Annotated in this window: 15 protein-coding genes; 9 read left to right on the top strand and 6 right to left on the bottom strand. The window is 32.0% G+C overall.

What is annotated here, in order from left to right; all coding sequences use genetic code 11:
* Window positions 1-37: 37 nt before the first annotated feature.
* Window positions 38-655, bottom strand: a complete 618-nt coding sequence (locus tag RT99_RS16195; protein WP_042565802.1) for a hypothetical protein — start codon at window positions 653-655, stop codon at window positions 38-40.
* A 335-nt stretch (window positions 656-990) separates the two neighbouring features.
* On the opposite strand from RT99_RS16195, the gene RT99_RS16190 reads away from it, so the two are divergent.
* The 3 genes from RT99_RS16190 to RT99_RS16175 all read left to right on the top strand — a co-directional run bounded on the left by RT99_RS16190 (window position 991) and on the right by RT99_RS16175 (window position 3,668).
* Window positions 991-1,398: a helix-turn-helix domain-containing protein gene (locus RT99_RS16190; protein ID WP_042565801.1), complete on the top strand. Its 408-nt coding sequence runs from the start codon at window positions 991-993 to the stop codon at window positions 1,396-1,398.
* Window positions 1,399-1,810: 412 nt separating this feature from the next.
* Window positions 1,811-2,710, top strand: coding sequence for an SDR family oxidoreductase (locus RT99_RS16180; RefSeq protein ID WP_042565799.1), 900 nt, complete (start codon window positions 1,811-1,813; stop codon window positions 2,708-2,710).
* 43 nt (window positions 2,711-2,753) lie between these two features.
* A complete protein-coding gene (locus RT99_RS16175; protein WP_042565798.1) occupies window positions 2,754-3,668 on the top strand; it encodes an AraC family transcriptional regulator in 915 nt (304 codons plus the stop codon).
* Between the two features lie 168 nt (window positions 3,669-3,836).
* On the opposite strand, the gene RT99_RS16170 is transcribed toward RT99_RS16175, so the two are convergent.
* Together RT99_RS16170 and RT99_RS16165 are read right to left on the bottom strand one after the other, a co-directional pair.
* Window positions 3,837-4,544: a DUF6090 family protein gene (locus RT99_RS16170; RefSeq protein WP_042565797.1), complete on the bottom strand. Its 708-nt coding sequence runs from the start codon at window positions 4,542-4,544 to the stop codon at window positions 3,837-3,839.
* A 41-nt stretch (window positions 4,545-4,585) separates the two neighbouring features.
* Window positions 4,586-5,404: a DUF5694 domain-containing protein gene (locus tag RT99_RS16165; protein WP_042565796.1), complete on the bottom strand. Its 819-nt coding sequence runs from the start codon at window positions 5,402-5,404 to the stop codon at window positions 4,586-4,588.
* A gap of 402 nt (window positions 5,405-5,806) precedes the next feature.
* Here RT99_RS16165 and RT99_RS24760 point away from each other — a divergent pair, with 402 nt between their 5' ends.
* The 3 genes from RT99_RS24760 (at window position 5,807) to RT99_RS16145 (ending at window position 8,653) form a co-directional block, all read left to right on the top strand.
* A complete protein-coding gene (locus RT99_RS24760; RefSeq protein ID WP_052483703.1) occupies window positions 5,807-6,655 on the top strand; it encodes an AraC family transcriptional regulator in 849 nt (282 codons plus the stop codon).
* 72 nt (window positions 6,656-6,727) lie between these two features.
* Window positions 6,728-7,597 (top strand): SDR family NAD(P)-dependent oxidoreductase, encoded by an 870-nt coding sequence (locus RT99_RS16155; RefSeq protein ID WP_042565795.1) that lies wholly within the window; start codon window positions 6,728-6,730, stop codon window positions 7,595-7,597.
* Window positions 7,598-8,068: 471 nt separating this feature from the next.
* Window positions 8,069-8,653, top strand: a complete 585-nt coding sequence (locus RT99_RS16145) for an HD domain-containing protein (protein WP_042565793.1) — start codon at window positions 8,069-8,071, stop codon at window positions 8,651-8,653.
* Window positions 8,654-8,672: 19 nt separating this feature from the next.
* Here the strand turns inward: RT99_RS16145 and RT99_RS16140 are convergent, their stop codons facing one another.
* The 3 genes from RT99_RS16140 to RT99_RS16130 form a co-directional block, all read right to left on the bottom strand.
* Entirely contained in the window at window positions 8,673-8,924 is a 252-nt protein-coding gene (locus RT99_RS16140; RefSeq protein ID WP_042565792.1) for a hypothetical protein, read from the bottom strand.
* Window positions 8,925-9,005: 81 nt separating this feature from the next.
* Window positions 9,006-10,337 carry a PAS domain-containing sensor histidine kinase gene (locus tag RT99_RS16135; protein WP_042565791.1) on the bottom strand — a complete coding sequence of 444 codons (1,332 nt, stop codon included), beginning with the start codon at window positions 10,335-10,337 and terminating at the stop codon, window positions 9,006-9,008.
* A 306-nt stretch (window positions 10,338-10,643) separates the two neighbouring features.
* The gene (locus RT99_RS16130) at window positions 10,644-12,005 is read right to left on the bottom strand and encodes a sigma-54 dependent transcriptional regulator (protein ID WP_042565790.1); all 1,362 of its coding nucleotides are present in this window, start codon (window positions 12,003-12,005) and stop codon (window positions 10,644-10,646) included.
* Window positions 12,006-12,280: 275 nt separating this feature from the next.
* Between RT99_RS16130 and RT99_RS16125 the strand changes: the two genes are divergently transcribed.
* From RT99_RS16125 to RT99_RS16115, 3 genes are read left to right on the top strand one after another with little or no spacing between them, the layout of a single operon-like run.
* Window positions 12,281-12,991: an ABC transporter ATP-binding protein gene (locus RT99_RS16125; RefSeq protein ID WP_082036973.1), complete on the top strand. Its 711-nt coding sequence runs from the start codon at window positions 12,281-12,283 to the stop codon at window positions 12,989-12,991.
* Between the two features lie 4 nt (window positions 12,992-12,995).
* Entirely contained in the window at window positions 12,996-15,419 is a 2,424-nt protein-coding gene (locus RT99_RS16120; RefSeq protein WP_042565788.1) for an ABC transporter permease, read from the top strand.
* A 1-nt stretch (window position 15,420) separates the two neighbouring features.
* The gene (locus RT99_RS16115; RefSeq protein WP_042565787.1) at window positions 15,421-17,832 is read left to right on the top strand and encodes an ABC transporter permease; all 2,412 of its coding nucleotides are present in this window, start codon (window positions 15,421-15,423) and stop codon (window positions 17,830-17,832) included.
* Window position 17,833: the final 1 nt, after the last annotated feature.

The raw sequence follows: 17,833 nt of genomic DNA, 5'->3' as shown, positions 1-17,833 counted from the left end.
ATTGCCAAAATCCGTTGTAGCAGCTGTTACCAGCAATTTATATATTTAAAGTCCTTATTTCAGCTATAACTTCATCCAACTTTCTATGCAGCATCATACCATCAGAAAACATATTAGTTTTTCCTTTTTCTAAATGAATAAGCCAGTATTCTAAACTTTCAGTATAAATATCATTTACAAAGCTTTCGTCTTGCGATGCTTCTTTTCCAACATAACCATTACCCGCTATAAAAGTTTCATTTCTAACGACTATTGTTGGATATTTAATTGTCAAATCTATATTTTGAATTTCACGAATCTCATAAATTCCATTTGTTTTTAAAATTATAGTGTTATTTTTTTTATCATCTCCATTTGCAATTACATCAATAAGTTGCTCTTTTGTTGGAATTGATGGTTTTATTTCCCGTTTTGTATAAACTTCATAATCAACTGAATCATCAGCAAAAAGAGTTGAAGAAGTTGGATTTAACTTCCAGTCGTTCCCATCTAAATTTATTGTTGAATTCACTTTTTGAATTTTAATAATATCATTTTCTTCCGAAGTAAGAAAATCAGATTCTTCTATTTTAATATTTTCTAAAAGTCTCCAAGTTTCATCTTTTTGCAAGCGAAAGTATTTGTTATCCGTTTCTAATTGCAAGTAGTATTTCATAATGATTTTTTTGGTTTTTTTATAAATGTTAGTAAAACATCAAAATAACGTTAACACAACTTTTAAACTTGGCTTTGAGCTATCTATGCTTTTTTTTAGGCTAATATAAGAAATATTTTATCTACAATTTATCAACTTTTTAAGACAAATAAAATCATTATCTTCTTATTGAATTTCTGCAAATCTTGCAAAAATGATTAGTAAAAAGGTTCGTAATGTTCACCACAAAACTCCTTAAGAAATTGAGGAGCCTTTTATAATATTGTATCGAACAATTTCAAACCTGTTTTTTACCAAAGAGGAAATTTCTGAGAAATTTTAAATATCTTTGAACTATGAGCACAGCAATAAAACCAAATCACATAGGGCGAAAAATTAGCCGTATTCGTGAACTTCGAGACATGAAACAAGAAGCTTTGGCACAAGCTTTAGGAACAAATCAACAGACTATATCTGCTATTGAAAATAGCGAAACAATAGATGATGGAAAACTTGCAGAAATTGCAAAAGCACTAGGTGTAACTGTAGAAGCGATTAAAAATTTTTCAGAAGAAGCTGTTTTAAATATTATTGGCAATACTTATAATGTAGACAATTCTTCTGCCATTAACTATGGTTGTACTTTTAATCCTTTAGATAAATTAATACAAGCTCATGAAGAGCAAATTAAACTTTACGAACGTTTGGTTCAGGCAGAAAAAGATAAAGTTGAATATCTCGAAAAAATAATAAAAGGAAAATAAACTTTTCAAAAAACAAAAACTCCTTAAGAAATTAAGGAGTTTTTGTTATGTCTTGTTTTTTGTAGATTTTGCGTTAACGAGCGAGACACTCACACCAGCAGGCGAAAGATTATCCATCTTTTTTGATATATAAGATATCCTTTTTCCTCCATTTTCTGGCATTATGAGAAAATCTCCATCAATGTAGGCGTTCGATAATACTTTCTTGACAGCATAAGTTGCCATTGAATACCATGTTTACAAGCGTTTTTTTTGCAAAACATCTAATCTTATATATTAAAACCAAAACCAACATTTCGCCTTTGGAATCCAAGAAGTCATTTAATTAAATTTTTCGGCTACAAGAAAATACTTTTCGGCTACAAGAGTACATAAACGAAACCTGAACTTTGCTTCATTAAATTATATCAAAATGAAAGTATTTGTTACAGGCGCTACAGGTTTTATAGGAACTGCCGTAGTACAGGAATTATTAGCCAATGGACACCAGGTTTTGGGATTGGCTCGTTCGGAAGAATCAGCAAACAAATTGATTGCAGCCGGTGCAGAAGCACACCGCGGAGATTTAAACGATTTTGAAAGTTTGAAATCAGGAACTATCGCTTCAGATGCAGTGGTTCACTTAGGATTTGTTCACGATTTTACAAGATTTGAGGAAATGTGTACACTTGATGGAAAAGTGATTGAAACAATAGGTGAAGCTTTATTGGGAACAGACAAACCTTTTCTCATTACTTCAGGAACGGCACTTTTTTCAAAAGACGGAATCACAACTGAAAAAGATCTTTCCGCAAACAATCCACATCCCAGAATTGCAACAGAAAATGCAGCTGATGCCGCAGCCGCAAAAGGCGTGAAAGTTGCCGTTGTAAGACTCTCTCCATCTGTTCACGGTAAGGGAGATATAATTGGTTTTGTTCCAACCTCGATTAATATTGCAAAAGAAAAAAGAAAAGCTGCGATTATTAATGGTGGCAGTAATTTATGGCCTGCTGTTCACAGATTAGATGCAGCAAAATTGTACCGATTAGCTTTGGAAAAACCTTTCGTAAGCGGAACAAGATATCACGCAGTTGCAGAACAGGGAATTCCGTTTAAAGACATTGCAGCTTTTATTGCTGAAAAATTGCAGATTCAGGTTGTTTCGCTAACAAACGATGAAGCAGCAGAACATTTCGGCTGGTTTGCACATTTTGCAAAGCTTAATAATCCTACTTCAAGCGAAGAAACTAAGGCGGCATTAGGCTGGAATCCTCAACACCCAACTTTGATGGAAGATTTGCAAAATGTTTATTTCTCTGAGATAGAATAGTCTGTACCTTTATATTCACTAAATTTGATTAAATACTAAAACGATGTATGATTCGCCGATAAGAATAAAAACAATCTCTCAATTCCATACTTTGCGTGGTTTGCCAAAGCCGAAACATCCGCTCATTAGTGTGATAAATTTTGAAGATATGGCGGTGGCTTTGGAAAGTGGAAAGCAGAGTTTGATATTTGATTTTTATATGATTTCTGTCAAAAGAGATATGAATCATAAATATAGATACGGGCAGCAGGATTATGATTTTGATGAAGGCGTGATGTTTTGTATGGCTCCAAATCAGATTCTGAGCATCGTCCGGGAAGAACACGGCAAAAATCCGTCTGGTTGGATGATGATGATTCATCCGGATTTTCTTTGGAATACGCCAATGGCAAGCGCAATCAAGAAATATGAATTCTTTGATTATTCTGTTAATGAAGCATTATTTTTATCTGAAGATGAGGAAATAAAAATCCAGCAAATCACTGATAATATCAAGCAGGAATATCAAACCAACATTGACAAATTCAGTCAGAACATTATTATTTCTCAGCTGGAAACGCTTTTGAATTATTCTGAAAGATTTTATCAGCGACAGTTTATTACTCGCCACAAAGCGCATTATCAATTTTTAGAAAAATTAGAAATCCTGCTTAATGATTATTACGAAAGAGATGATTTCAAAACAAAAGGATTGCCTAGCGTTCAATATCTCGCTGATGAATTCAATATGTCGCCTCATTATATGCGAGGTCTTTTGAAAACTTTGACCGGAAAAACAACTCAGCAACACATCCACGAAAAGCTGATTGAAAAAGCCAAGGAAAAACTTTCCACAACAGAACTTTCTGTAAGTGAAATTGCTTATGAATTGGGATTTGAACATTCTCAGTCTTTCAGTAAATTATTTAAGGCTAAAACTGATATTTCGCCCTTGGAATTCAGGAAGTCGTTTAATTAAAATTTCGAAAGTTATTTTTAAGTCTTCTTTATTTCAGTAAGTTTTATTTACAAGAACAAAAAACTCCTTAAGAAATTAAGGAGTTTTTTGTTCTTGTAAATTCTCTTCGTGTTCACGAGGGGGTACGCTCGCGCCAGCAGGCAAAACCACGGACGGTGTGTGCCGTTTTTATTTATTCAACTCTTTTTCAATATCTTTAATAAGTTCAACTGCTAGTGGTTTTGTGTTTTCATTATAAACCCTTATGTTATTCTTACCTAGTTTGACAAGAAATTCGATTGTCTTTTTAAATTTTGGGTCAGAATATAATTTTTCTTCTGGTTTATCTGCATTTTCTATCATTTTATCAAAACACTTAAACAGAAAATCATTGTACATTTTATCAACTTCGTCTTGTGCCGGTACAAATATTTGGTAATAAGTTAACATTTTCTGTTTTAATTTTTCGTCTTCAATGTAGCCAATTTTACCACTTGATTTAAAACCTTCATAATTACCAATATTCATTGTATGACCATGTGAATGAATTGGAAAATTAACCTTATTTTTAGACTTGTAAATACTGTCAAGTTGAAGAGGTGTTAATGCTAAAATTTTTTCATAGGCTATGTTTGACTTTTGGTAGGCTTTCTTTTCATTGTCGATGTTTTGTATGTCAATCTTTAAATCATTCTTTAAATTAACTAGAAACACACATACCTCTTCTTGTTGATGCCTGTGTTCACTCCAGCTGTGCAACCCTATTGAAAGTGTTACTGCAAAAACGATTATGCATATTTCTATAATGATTTCTTTTACTTTCTCTCCCAATGTGTGTTCTGAATTTTTCACAGTTTTATAAATTTTTTCTGAATGTTTGGTTATTTCTTCTTGCATATTTTGGTTTTGTAATTTTAACTCTATCTATTCGTGGCAGTTTATTTTAGTACGCTATTTACTTCAATAACTTCAAAGTCGTCATTATTTTGTAGTAAGTGTTTTAATATAGGAATATGTCCTTGTCCAAATATTAGTATAACGTATTTATCATTTGCATTTATTTGAGTTATTACATTAGCATAAACCGCTAAATTTCTCAAATACCAATCAGAAACTGCTTCTGCACCAATATAATTTTCTCCCGCTCCTACTTTTGCAATATATTTTAAGTACAATGATAAATTTTTCTGCAAAAGCTCTTTTTTGTTTATATATTTTAGTACTTCGGTTATTGAATTTCGTTTTACTATATTATCGAATTCAAGTTTTAAGTTATTTGCAGTTGTACCTAATTCTTTTAATAAATACAACTGATTTTTTTCTTTAGCAGTTACAGAAAGTAAACTGTCATGTTTCATTCCATAAAAAATATCTACACAATTTATCTCTTTTAAATTTAATTTTTTAGCTAATCGAAAACCTATTTGCTCTCGCTCAGAAACGGTTAACTTATACTTATTTTGTAAATACGCCTTATACAAACTATCAATTTGTTTTTGCTCCTTAAGTGGCTTTTCTATCATCACTTTATCAGCATTTGTTTGTTTTAAAATTCCAGTCAATTCTTCCAGTTCCTGCTGTCTTTTAGGAGCTAAAAAATCATCTGTTTTTAATTCATGTGCATCTAAATGAGGCGTTTCGAAGTGAATTGTCCCGATTAATAAAATTTTGGTTTTATGTTTAGATCCTTGTCCAAAAGCTGTGGTTGCTAATAAAAGTGTAATTAAAAATGTAGAAATTGTTTTAATGAAAGTCATTTTTTTAGTTTGGTTTTATCATTATAAATAGCCTCAATAAAGGCTAATTAGGACTTATTTTATTCATAAACTGAATTTTTATTTAAAAGCGAATATAAGACTATTTGTACAACGTTTTATTAATTTTTTAAATACTATATAAAAAAAATTAACATTTCTATTAGAAAGTTTCTTCAAATCCTGCATGAAATGATTTCATAAATAGTTCCGTAAGAACCACCAGAAAAGTCCTTAAGAAAATTAAGGTTTTTTGATGGCTATATTTTTTGTCAAACTTAGGGCACCTATTTAAAATCTGCTCTATCAGATTTATTTTTTGAGTAATATTGTAAAAACTTAACGGGCACATCATAATGTAAATACACTTTTATAAAGTTAACGACAACCTTGACAAAGCATAGTATGAAAAAAAACATTCCGACAATTTCTTTAAATGAGTTTACAAATCAGGAAACAAGTGTTTTTCATTTTATTGCTACGGAAGATAATAGTGCTTTATATCAAAAAATACCACATCGAAGAGATGACCATTTCTTGTTCATTCTTCAAAAAAATGGATATAGCAAAATTGTGGTTGATTTTAAAGAAATTACCTTAACAGAAAATTCTATAATCTGTATTTTACCAGGACAAGTTCATTACGTTACTTTGGTTGATTCTGGTACGCAAGCATCTTTATTGATTGTTGATTCAAAACTAATAAGCAAAAAAAACAGAGGTATCTTTGAAGAAAACTACTTTGATTACCTGTCTGTTAGCATAAATTCAACCACCAGCCATTTTTTAAATTCTTGTATAGAATTGGTAGAAGCTTCTCAAAAATTAAGTACAAGTTCTGAAGTAATTTATTCGCTGACAAATACTTGTGTTTGCCTATTTGCAGATGCTTATGAGCAAATAAAAGTTAGTGAAACTGCTATTTCACGAAAGCATATCATTACAAAACAATTTAAGAGTTTGTTATTAAAGCATTTTAGAACTCATAAAAGTGCGGTAAACTATGCAAATGAATTAAATATTTCTTCTGCTTACCTGAATGAGGCTGTTAAATTAACTACCGGTTTAACTGTTAGCTATTGGATACAACAAACGATATTAACAGAAGCCAAACGATTACTGTATGCTACAGATAATACAGTAAAGGAAATTGCTTATGAACTTGGTTATGATGATCACGCCTATTTTAATCGTTTTTTCTCTAATTTAGAAAAGATGACTCCGCTGCAATTTAGAGTGAATTACCGCAAATAGTCCAATCATTGCCATTGTATTTCCATTGTTATTACAAGAGCACTGAAATAGTTTTGTATCAAAAATACAACTATGATAAATCAGCTTATTTGGAGCATTGGAGTTCTTGCATTGACGGTATTATTTTTTCAACTTTTTAAATTCATAATACTGTATTTACATCCCTCCCAACTACTTAAATACAAAACAGATGGTGCTTATGCTTTAATAACAGGCGCAACCGATGGGATTGGCAAAGCAATTGCATTAGAACTTGCCAATAATGGGTTTAATGTCATAATTCATGGAAGAAACGTTGAAAAGTTAAAATTGACAGAAAACGATATTATAACAAAAAACCCAACTTGTAACGTTATAAATTTAGCACATGATGGAAGCAAAAGCAGTAAAATGGATCTATCATCTATTTCCCATTTACCAATCACCATTTTAGTCAACAATGTTGGTGTTGGTCCCATTTCTGAATTTACCGAAATGAGTAATCAGGAAATTGACGAAACAATTATGCTAAACACTGCATTTCCTTCACAACTGACACATGATTTAATCCCTTTTTTCAAAAAGCCTGCTTTAATACTCAATGTATCTTCTTATGCCGGACTTTTACCTCCGCCTTATTTGGCCGTATATGCCGGAACAAAAGCCTATAATAATGCTTTCTCTATTTCTTTGGCTCGTGAACTTGAAAATATAGAAGTGATTTCATTGCTCACGGGAAGTGTAAATACCGGAAGTAACAGAAAGCCCGTTTCCTTTATGCGCCCAAGTGCCGAAACTTATGCAAAATGTGTTTTAAACAGAATAGGCTGCGGCAGGCAAAGTATAATGCCTTACTGGCAACATGCAATACAGACTTTTTTGATTTCACTATTACCACAGAAATTTATAGATAAAGCTACCAAAAATGCATTAAGAAAAGAACTTACAACAAATGAGAAATAGCTAAGTATTATTTCAGTGTAGAAAGCAGTTGAACACAAAACTTAGAAGCATTTTAAAAATAACGAGTACTCATAATCAGAGATTTTGAAAAAAATTGAGTAAATTTAAACCGCATTTCAAAAACATTAAATCATGATAAAATTTTGGTTAATTACAATTTTGATCTTTATCATTTCAACATTTATACTTGCGAAATTAACTTTAAAATCAAACCGGGAAGAAACTGGCGAAAGGATTTGGCGATTTGGATATGGAAGATCTACTTATTGGCGCATTCTAACTTTGTGCAGTATTGGAATAACTATTGCACTAATTTTTATATTTCATTGGATAGGAGTTCCTATTGTATAGAAGAACCGGAAAACAACTTATTAAAGGATACATATTTCGAAAACTACACAATTACTTAATAATAATTCCAAATATTTTTGTATTTTACCATAAACATACAAGCCTTAATTTATTATACATATGGAAAAACAAAAATATTGGTCAATAGATGAAATCCAGGAAATTTGGCAGCTAGCTTCGAAATTACATAATGGACAAAAATATGGTGGCCTTAAGGATGGAGAACAAGTTGAATACATAAATCATATTGGAAGTGTTGTCTTTGAAATTCTAAATGCTATTCAATCAACAGAAAATATGAATTCTGGTTTAGCTATTAAATGTGCAATTCTACACGATACAATTGAAGACACTGCAGCGACATATGAAAAAATAAATGAACTTTTTGGTCATGAAGTTGCCAATGGAGTTCTTGCTCTTACAAAAAATGACAAAATCGAGGGCCAAATTGAAAAAATGCTTGACAGTTTAAAAAGAATTAAAGAGCAACCTATAGAAATTTGGGCTGTTAAAATGGCCGATCGAATTTCAAATTTGTATCAGCCTCCATATTATTGGGAAGACGAAAAAAAGTTAAAATACATAGAAGAAGCTGAAATCATACTCGATGAATTAAAAGACGGAAACAAGTATTTGGCTAAAAGATTAAAAACTAAAATAAAAGAATATTATCGTTTTCTAAGTACTTCTGAAATTAATTCGTAAAGACAACAAGATCTATTATTTATTTCAAACCTCGCTCCTTCAAAAGATTTTCTAATTCTTCTTTCTCGTATTTTGAATTGTTAATCAATTTATAAGCAAGGAACAAAGGAATCAGCGTAAGAAATCCCCAGGTATTTTTTACAACGCTGTAAAACACAATTCCAATCAAAAAACCAATTAAAAATGCATTGGTAATTGAAGCTGATTTTCTTTTTTTTGCTTCTTGTAATAATTCCTGGTCTGTTAAATCTGATAGTGGTTTTTTATCCATTGGTTATTTGTTTATCATAAATAGCTTTTAATCAAGCTAATATAGTAAAAAAACTACTACAATTAATTGAAATTAAAATACTTATTCAACCAAACAAATCTCAAAAACAGTTCTCCCCTCTTCCGTTTTAAACGAAATATAACCACCGTGCGCTTCGATAATATTTTTTGATAAAGTCAAACCAATTCCGGCTCCTTCATTTCTGGTGGTAAAAAACGGAAGGAAAATTTTGTTTTCGATTTCCTTTTCGATTCCGTTGCCACTATCTGAGATTCTGATGAAAATTCGGTTTTCTTTGGCTTCCGCCGAAATGATAATCTGTTTTAATTCGGCATTTTTTACAGCGTAAATACAATTTGTCAGCAAATTGATCAAAACTTGTTCTACTTGCTGTGAATCGACATTTATCCAACGTTTAAAAGCTATGTTACTTAAAACTTCAATCTGATTTTCCTTAAATAACGGATTCATGATTTGTAAACAATTATCTATCAAGTCTTGTAATTCTATTTCTTCCTTTTTAGGCGAAGGCAGCATGGCGAGTTTTCGATATCCTTCTACAAATTTTTGCAAATGATCACTTCTTCTCAACATCGTTTCAACACTGTTTTTTATATCTTCCAAATCTTCTGCCGATAAAGAATCCTGCTCCACCAAATCCTGCAGATTCTGGCAAATAGAACGAATTGGTGTTATCGAATTTAAAAGTTCATGCGAAATCACTTTCATCAAATTTACCCAGGCGTCTTTCTCTTTTTTCTCGACCACATTCTGAATCGAATCTAACAAAACAATAAAATAATCTTTCTCGAAAATTTCTGTTCGCGAAGCCTGCAAAACAAACGTTTGCTTATTTTGTTCATTGATACTGATTTCTATGGATGTTTTTATTTCCTGAAAATCATCTTCTTCAATAATTTCGCATAACGAAGGCAATTGATTTTTGAGGTATTTCCATTTTGAAACTTTTGGAACATTAAACTGTTTGGAGAAATATTCATTCATTAAAAAAATATTCCAATCTGAGTCATGTTTTTGCAAAATGATGATTCCCGTTTCAATATTATTTAGAATCGAACGGTAAATTATATCTTTTGAAACCTCTTCGTTTTGCTTGTTTTTTAAAGTGTCGTATAAATGAAATAAATCATTGTAACTTCTATTGAATTTATGTTTGGTAAAATCGGATGTAAAATCATTTTGCAAGATCGAAGAGATGGTTTTATCGTAAAGCAAAACAAAATTCCGAACATAAAAATACATTTCGCGAATGAATAAAAAAACAATAAAAAGACCAAATACGCCCGTAAAAATCAAATCGATCTTAAAAAAGTAAATCGAAATTTCTATCGCTGCAATAATTAGAATTAATCGTACAAACAAAAGTTTATAGGTTTGAAATGTTTTAAACATATTTTTAAAATTAAAAATTTGGAATTAAAAATTAAAAATCCTGAACTGTAATTTTTCTCATAGCTATGCTACCATCTGGGCACAAATATTATAAATCAATTTTAAACACAAATTTACTTCGTCCGTTCGCTATCGCTCGGGTCACGAATTTGCACAAATTTTAATAGTCAGCTTAGTTTGTGAAATTAATTTCACAAACTAAAATTAGTGTCAATTAGTGAAATTCGTGTTTGTTTTTATCTGGTAATCTTTGTCAAAGTTTAAAACTTTGACAAAGATCGACGTCAAAATTATGTCTGTGTTAGATTACAACCCCTCAGTTTTGATGTTAATATTATATTTCTCTAAACGACGATACAATGCACCTCGTGACAATCCTAATTCATCAGCAGTTTTGCTGATATTACTATTGTGTTTCAACAATGCTTTTTCGATTGTCGTTTTTTCTATAGATGAAAGCTGAATATCATCCGGATTTTCATCATAAAGAGTTACGGTTTCGAGATCTAAATCAGAAACTGTTATTTTGTTGTTTTCGCAAAGAATAACGGCGCGTTCAATTTTATTTTCCATTTCGCGAATGTTTCCGTTCCAGGCGTGTTTTTCAATTTGTTCCAATACTTTTTTATCGAAAGTAATTTCATCCCTGCCGTATTTTTCGATCATTTTTTGCAGAAGATATTCGGCCAACGGAATTTTATCCGCGTTTCTTTCTCGCAACGGCGGCAGAATAATTTCCATCGTATTAATACGATAATATAAATCTTCCCTGAAGTTTTTATCGGCAACTTCCAGTTTTAAATTCAAATTCGTTGCCGTAATAATGCGCACATTCAAAGCTCTGGGTTTAGTTTCTCCCAATCTTGTTACGGTTTTGGTTTGAATAACCTGCAATAGTTTAGATTGCAAATGCAGCGGAACATTTCCTATTTCATCCAGAAAAATAGTTCCGTTTTGCGCCATTTCAAAACGACCCGGAGTATCAACTTTTGCATCTGTAAAAGCGCCTTTTGCGTAACCGAATAATTCACTTTCGAAAATATTAGAATTTAGAGATCCTAAATCAACCGCAATAAATGGATTATTTTTTCTTTCCGATTGAGAATAAATATGATGTGCGAGAACAAATTTTCCGGTTCCGTTTTCTCCCAGAATTAAAACATTAGCATCGGTTTTTGCTACTTTATCTGCCAGAGAATACGCTTTTTTTATATTATCAGAAGTTCCTATAAAGAAGTCATTCTGTATTTCAACATTCTTATCTTTTTTCTGTTCTTTTCTGGATTTATCAACGGCTTGTTTTACAGATTCGAGTAGTTTTTTGTTTTCCCAGGGTTTCAGTATATAATCAAAAGCACCTGATTTTAAGCCTTCTACAGCCGTTTCAACTTTTCCAAAAGCGGTCATTAAGATCACGATAGTTTTTGGTGAAAGCGTTTTTATTTCTTTTAATAAATACAAACCTTCCCTTCCGTCTTCAAAACCTATTCTGTAATTCATGTCTAACAAAACAACATCGATGGTATTTTTCGACAATAATTCGATAACATTTTTGGGATTATTAAGTGTATAAATGTTTTCAAAATACTTTTTCAGAAACACTTTCGACGCAAAAAGGATATCTTCCTGATCGTCGATGATTAATATTGAGGCATTTGTCTTTTTCATTTTTGTTCGGTTTTGGACGAAAGCTGTCCACTAATGGACACTTCTGGTTTTTTATAAAAAATAAAAACGTAAAAATAAGGCAGTTACAATCTTTAATTTTTTGGCATGAAAATCACATTTAGACTAACAAATCATCAAATATGTGAACCATTATTGCTGGTAAAAGTAACAAAATTTGATAGCTAACAACTATATTGTTAATTATCTTAATTTCGGGCCTGTTTCTATTACTTCGGCAATAAAAAAATTAAAAACATCAATCTAAAACAACAATTATGATCAACATTAACAAACTTTCAAAAATTTTCAGAACCGAAGAAGTAGAAACAAATGCATTAAGCGAAATCTCATTAACCATAAACGAAGGCGATTTTGTCTCGATTATGGGACCATCCGGAAGCGGAAAATCAACTTTATTAAATATTATCGGATTGCTGGACAGCGCTTCGGGAGGAAGTTATCAATTGTTAGGTCAGGAAATGATTGGCTTAAAAGAGAATCTAAAATCAAAAGCCAGAAAAGAGAACATAGGTTTCATTTTTCAGAATTTCAACCTGATTGATGAACTTTCTGTTTTTGATAATATAGAATTGCCCCTTATTTACAATGACGTCCCGGCTTCTGAAAGAAAGAAAAAAGTACAGAATATCGCCAATATATTAGGTATTTCGCATCGACTAAAACATTATCCGCAACAACTTTCCGGAGGTCAGCAACAACGTGTGGCGGTTGCAAGAGCTTTAATTAACGATCCAAAAATTATTCTTGCCGATGAACCAACAGGAAATCTGGATAGTAAAAATGGTAATGAAGTAATGGAATTATTGACGGATCTTCATGCTGGCGGCGCCACGATTTTAATGGTGACGCACTCAGATTACGATGCTTCATTCTCTCAAAAAACTATTTTAATGAAAGACGGAATTATTCTTTCTGAAAAAATAAACAATAGAAATGTCGATGTTTTGGTAACTTCTAAAAACTAGAATAATGCTAAAAAACTGGACAAACATATTTATATACCACATCAAGAACAATAAGCTTTTTACAGCTTTGAATGTTTTGGGTTTGAGTATTGGAATTGCAGGATTGATTTTTGCAATTTTATATTGGAATGACGAGCAGAGTTACGATCAATGGAATCCAAACAAAGACAACGTATTTTTAGTAGCCAATCAAATGGATGCAACGACATATTGGGCTTCAAGTTCATCGCCAATAGGATCTGCTATAAAAACAGCAAGCCCTCAAGTCGAATCATATTGCTATTTAAGCGGCGATTATAATAATGATATTATTCGTTTTAATAATAAAAAAGTGCAGTCTGACAAGATCGTTTCGGCTCAAAAGAACTTTTTTGATTATTTCCCTTACCCGTTTATTGAAGGTAATGCTAAAACAGCATTGCCGGATGTAAACAGTATTTGTTTATCGCAGGATTTAGCCGTTCAGCTTTTTGGAAACCAAAGCGCTTTGGGAAAACAGGTGGTTTTACAAAATAAAAATCTGATTGTAAGAGGTGTTTATAAACTGGACAAAAAATCAGTTTACAACCCGTCATGCGTAGTTAATTTTATGGATGCAAGAATAAATAAAACGATTCAGGAATGGGGAAATTTTCATTCTGTTCTTTTATTAAAACTTAAAAATGCAAACAGTCAAAAACAAGTAACGGATAATCTTAAGAATTTGTATTATGAAAATATGTCCGTTCGCTTTGCACAACAACAAGGTATCACGCCAGAAGAATTTATCAAAAAATTTGGCGAGATAAAACCTTCTTTAGAGCCATTAGCATCGCTTCGTTTACACTCAAAAACCGGCAGTTTGATTGAAGCAAAAGGCAATTTTCAATTTTTACTGATCATGGTTGGATTATCTATTTTAATTCTAATCCTGTCCATTGTCAATTATGTCAATTCTGCTACGGCAAATGCTATAAAGAGAGCCAAAGAAGTTGGGGTTCGAAAAATTATCGGAGCTTCAAAGTCGGCTATAATTAAGCAATTCATCTTTGAAACCGCAATAATTTCATTGCTTTCTATTTTGATATCCCTTGTTATTGTAGAACTTTCTTTGCCTTTTTATAATGCCTTTTTAGAGAAAACACTCGCTTTGCAAAGTGGTCAGTTCTTTTTGCAGCTTGTCGTGATATTTATTGTAACTGTAGTTATCGCAGGAATATTTCCGGCGGTTTATGTTTCAAATTTTGAATCATTAAAAGTATTAAAAGGAAATTTTGGCAGAAGTAAAAGCGGTGTCTGGCTTAGAAACGGAATGTTGATTTTTCAGTTTGCTGTTGCCTCTTTTTTTATTGTTGGATCTTATATTGTTTACGAGCAGATAGATCTTATGAATTCTAAAGAATTAGGTTTTAATGGAAATCAAATTCTAAACATTTCATACAGAAATATCTATGGCGAAGGAATTACAGACAAACATCGCCTTGAACGATACAACATTATTAAAAATCAATTACAGCACATTAAAGGAGTAAAACAAGTGGCAGGTGCAGGTTTTGTTTTTGGACATGGTGCAAAATCTGTAATAGCCTATCATTATAAAGATATAAATGTTGACGGCAGTAATATGCCAATCGATTTTGGACTATTGGAAATGATGAAAATAAAAATGGTGAAAGGACGTTATTTTAACCCAAAATTCGCACAAGACACTATAAGTTCGATGTTAATTAATGAAACCGCCCTAAAATTATTGAATGAAAAAGATCCGATAGGAAAAAAAATCGACTGGAACGGAATTAATGTAATTATTGTTGGAGTTGTCAAAGATTTTAATTTAGGAAATCCCGGAGAACCAATACCTCCTATGACTTTTTTACATTTTAAAACCGCTCCCTGGTTTACCTCACTTATGAATAATATTTACATTAAAGCTGATCCAAAAACGATGCAGCAAACTCTGGCTGACGTGGAAAATCTGTGGACAAAAAAAGTAGATCCTGAATATCCATTTGCATACAATTTTGTAGATAAAGAATATAAAAAATCGTATAGCAGTTATGTAAAGCAAAAGAATCTTTTCTCGTTGCTGAATATTATTGTAATTACAATTGCTCTTTTCGGGTTATTTGCTCTTGCTTCTTATTCTATCGAAAGACGCATGAAAGAAATCGCGATTCGTAAAACTCTGGGAGCCGACACCAATGTTTTATTAAAAGAACTTTGTAAACAATATGTCCTTTTCAGCGTAATTGGATTTTTAATCGCTTTGTTTCCGGCGTATTATTTACTGGACAAATGGCTGGAGAATTTTGCGTACCGAATTACCATTTCTCTTTATCCCTTTTTAATAGGATTTAGTGCTTTACTGTTTTTAACGCTTTCGGTTGTGTTAACAAGAGCTTATCAGGCAACAAAAGTTGATGTTTTGAAATACCTAAAATACGAGTAAAATGCTAAAAAACTGGACAAACATATTTATATATCATATCAAAAACAATAAGCTTTATACAGCTTTGAATGTTTTGGGTTTAAGCATTGGAATTGCAGCATTAATTTTTGCGATTTTGTACTGGAATGAAGAACATTCGTATGATCAATGGAATCCCGAAAAAGACAAAGTCTATTCGGTTATGAGTAATCTTGGAGGAGGAAATATCTGGGCTGTATCGTCTGCAATTCCTGCTCCTATTTTAAAATCGACCACGTCTTATTTAGATGAATATTGCTATTTTAGAAACAATTACTCTAAACAAACAATACAATATCATGGAAAAACAGAATTAGTTGATAAGATTTTAACGGCACAAAGCAGTTTCTTTTCTTTTTTTCCTTTCGAATTTATTCGCGGTAATGCAAAAAGCGCTATTCACGATCGCAACAGCATTGCTCTTTCTGAAGAAACAGCTTCACGTCTATTTAAAGACGAAAATCCGATGGGGAAACAAGTCAGATATGCAGAACGAATTTTCGTGGTTCGTGGAGTATATCGATTAAACGAAAAATCTTCGGTGATGCCATCTGCAGTTACAACGGTAATAGAAGATGATTTAGAAAAAAACAGAGAAAGCTGGGGGTTGAATTACGGATTAATGCTTAAGCTAAAAAATGCAAGAGATACAACCGCTGTCATTAAAAAACTAGATCAAATCTTTCTTGAAGAAAACTATAAAAAACAGGCAAAGGCAGAAGGTTTAGATCTTGAGTCGTTCATAAAAAGATACGGAGAACCTATTAAAGCACAGTTGTTACCGCTTACAAGTGCAAGACTATATAACGGAAACACCCCGTTTGCGGAAGGAAGTGCCAATGTGATTTTTTTGCGAATATTGATAGGTTTATCCATACTTATTTTGTTATTATCGATTGCCAATTACATTAATCTGGCAACTGCAAATGCTGTAAAACGTGCGAAAGAAGTTGGAATAAGAAAAGTTGTTGGCGCCTCAAAATTGCAAATCATAATGCAATTTGTATTTGAAACTGTATTAATTACGCTGTTTTCTGTATTGCTTGCATTGGTAATTGTAGAACTTTCATTGCCTTTTTATAATGCTTTATTAAACAAAAATCTCATTCTTATCGGAAGTCAATTCTATCTTCAATTAGTATTGATTTTCATTCTTGTTGTTTTTGTTTCCGGTGTTATTCCTGCCATCTACATCTCAAATTTTGAAGTACTGAAAGTTTTAAAAGGAAATTTTTCGAGAAGCAAAAGCGGGATTTGGCTTCGTAATGGAATGCTGGTTTTACAATTTGCTATTGCCACATTTTTTATCATTGGTTCTTTTATTGTGTACCAACAGGTAAATTTTATGGCCGAAAAAGATTTGGGTTTTAAAGGAGCACAAGTTATAGACATTTCATTTAAGTCTAAAAAAGGAAAAGGACAGTTTGACCGCTATAAAGCAGTTCAACAGGAACTTCAAAAAATTACCGGTGTTGAAGCTGTTTCTGCAGCATCATTTTCTATTGGGGGCATCGAAAATTCATGGGCTGGTTTACATTATAAAACGCATCAGGAAGTTATAACGCAGCAAATGGGTGTTGATTTTGGAATACTGAAGCTTCTGGGTATTCAAGTGATAAAAGGCCGTGATTTAACAGAACAAATTGCCTCAGATACGATTTCAAATATTTTATTAAATGAAACTGCAGCAAAAACATTAATGGAAAAAGACCCGTTGAATAAGGTAGTAAATTGGCAAGATGGCAATTACAGGGTAGTTGGAATTGTAAAAGACTTTAATTTTTTTGGTCTTGAAAACAAAATTGGCCCAATGATTTTCTATCACATTAAAACACAATCATGGTCTCAAAGTGAAATGCATACAATATCAGTCAAAATTTCACCAAATGATATGCCTCAAACCATTGATAATATTGGAAAGTTCTGGAAAACAAAAGTCGATTCCGAATATCCGTTTGAATATGTTTTTGTAGATAAAAACTTTGCCAGATCGTATAAAAAATATGAAAACCAAAGAGACTTATTTGCTTTATTAAACATTGTAGTAATCTTAATCGCCATTTTCGGATTGTTTGCTTTAGCTTCTTTTTCTATGGAAAGAAGATTACGGGAAATCGCCATCAGAAAAACGCTTGGCGCGGAAACCAATACTTTACTGAAAGGTTTATCTAAACAATATGTGATTTTCTGCATTATCGGATTTTTAATCGGAATACTGCCTGCTTATCTTTTATTACAAAAATGGCTGGAGAATTTTGCCTTTAGAATCGATATTCCTTTACTTCCGTTTTTTGCTGCATTTGTTTGTTTGATGTTTTTGACCTTGACCATTGTTTTGGCAAAAGCGTATCAGGTGACTAAAATTGATGTTTTGAGATATCTGAAATATGAATAAA

It is taken from the genome of Flavobacterium sp. MEB061 (assembly GCF_000834715.1).
GTDB classification, from domain to species: domain Bacteria; phylum Bacteroidota; class Bacteroidia; order Flavobacteriales; family Flavobacteriaceae; genus Flavobacterium; species Flavobacterium pectinovorum.
Note: the sequence above shows the minus strand (reverse complement) of the source record. Positions and strands in the feature narration are given on the sequence as shown.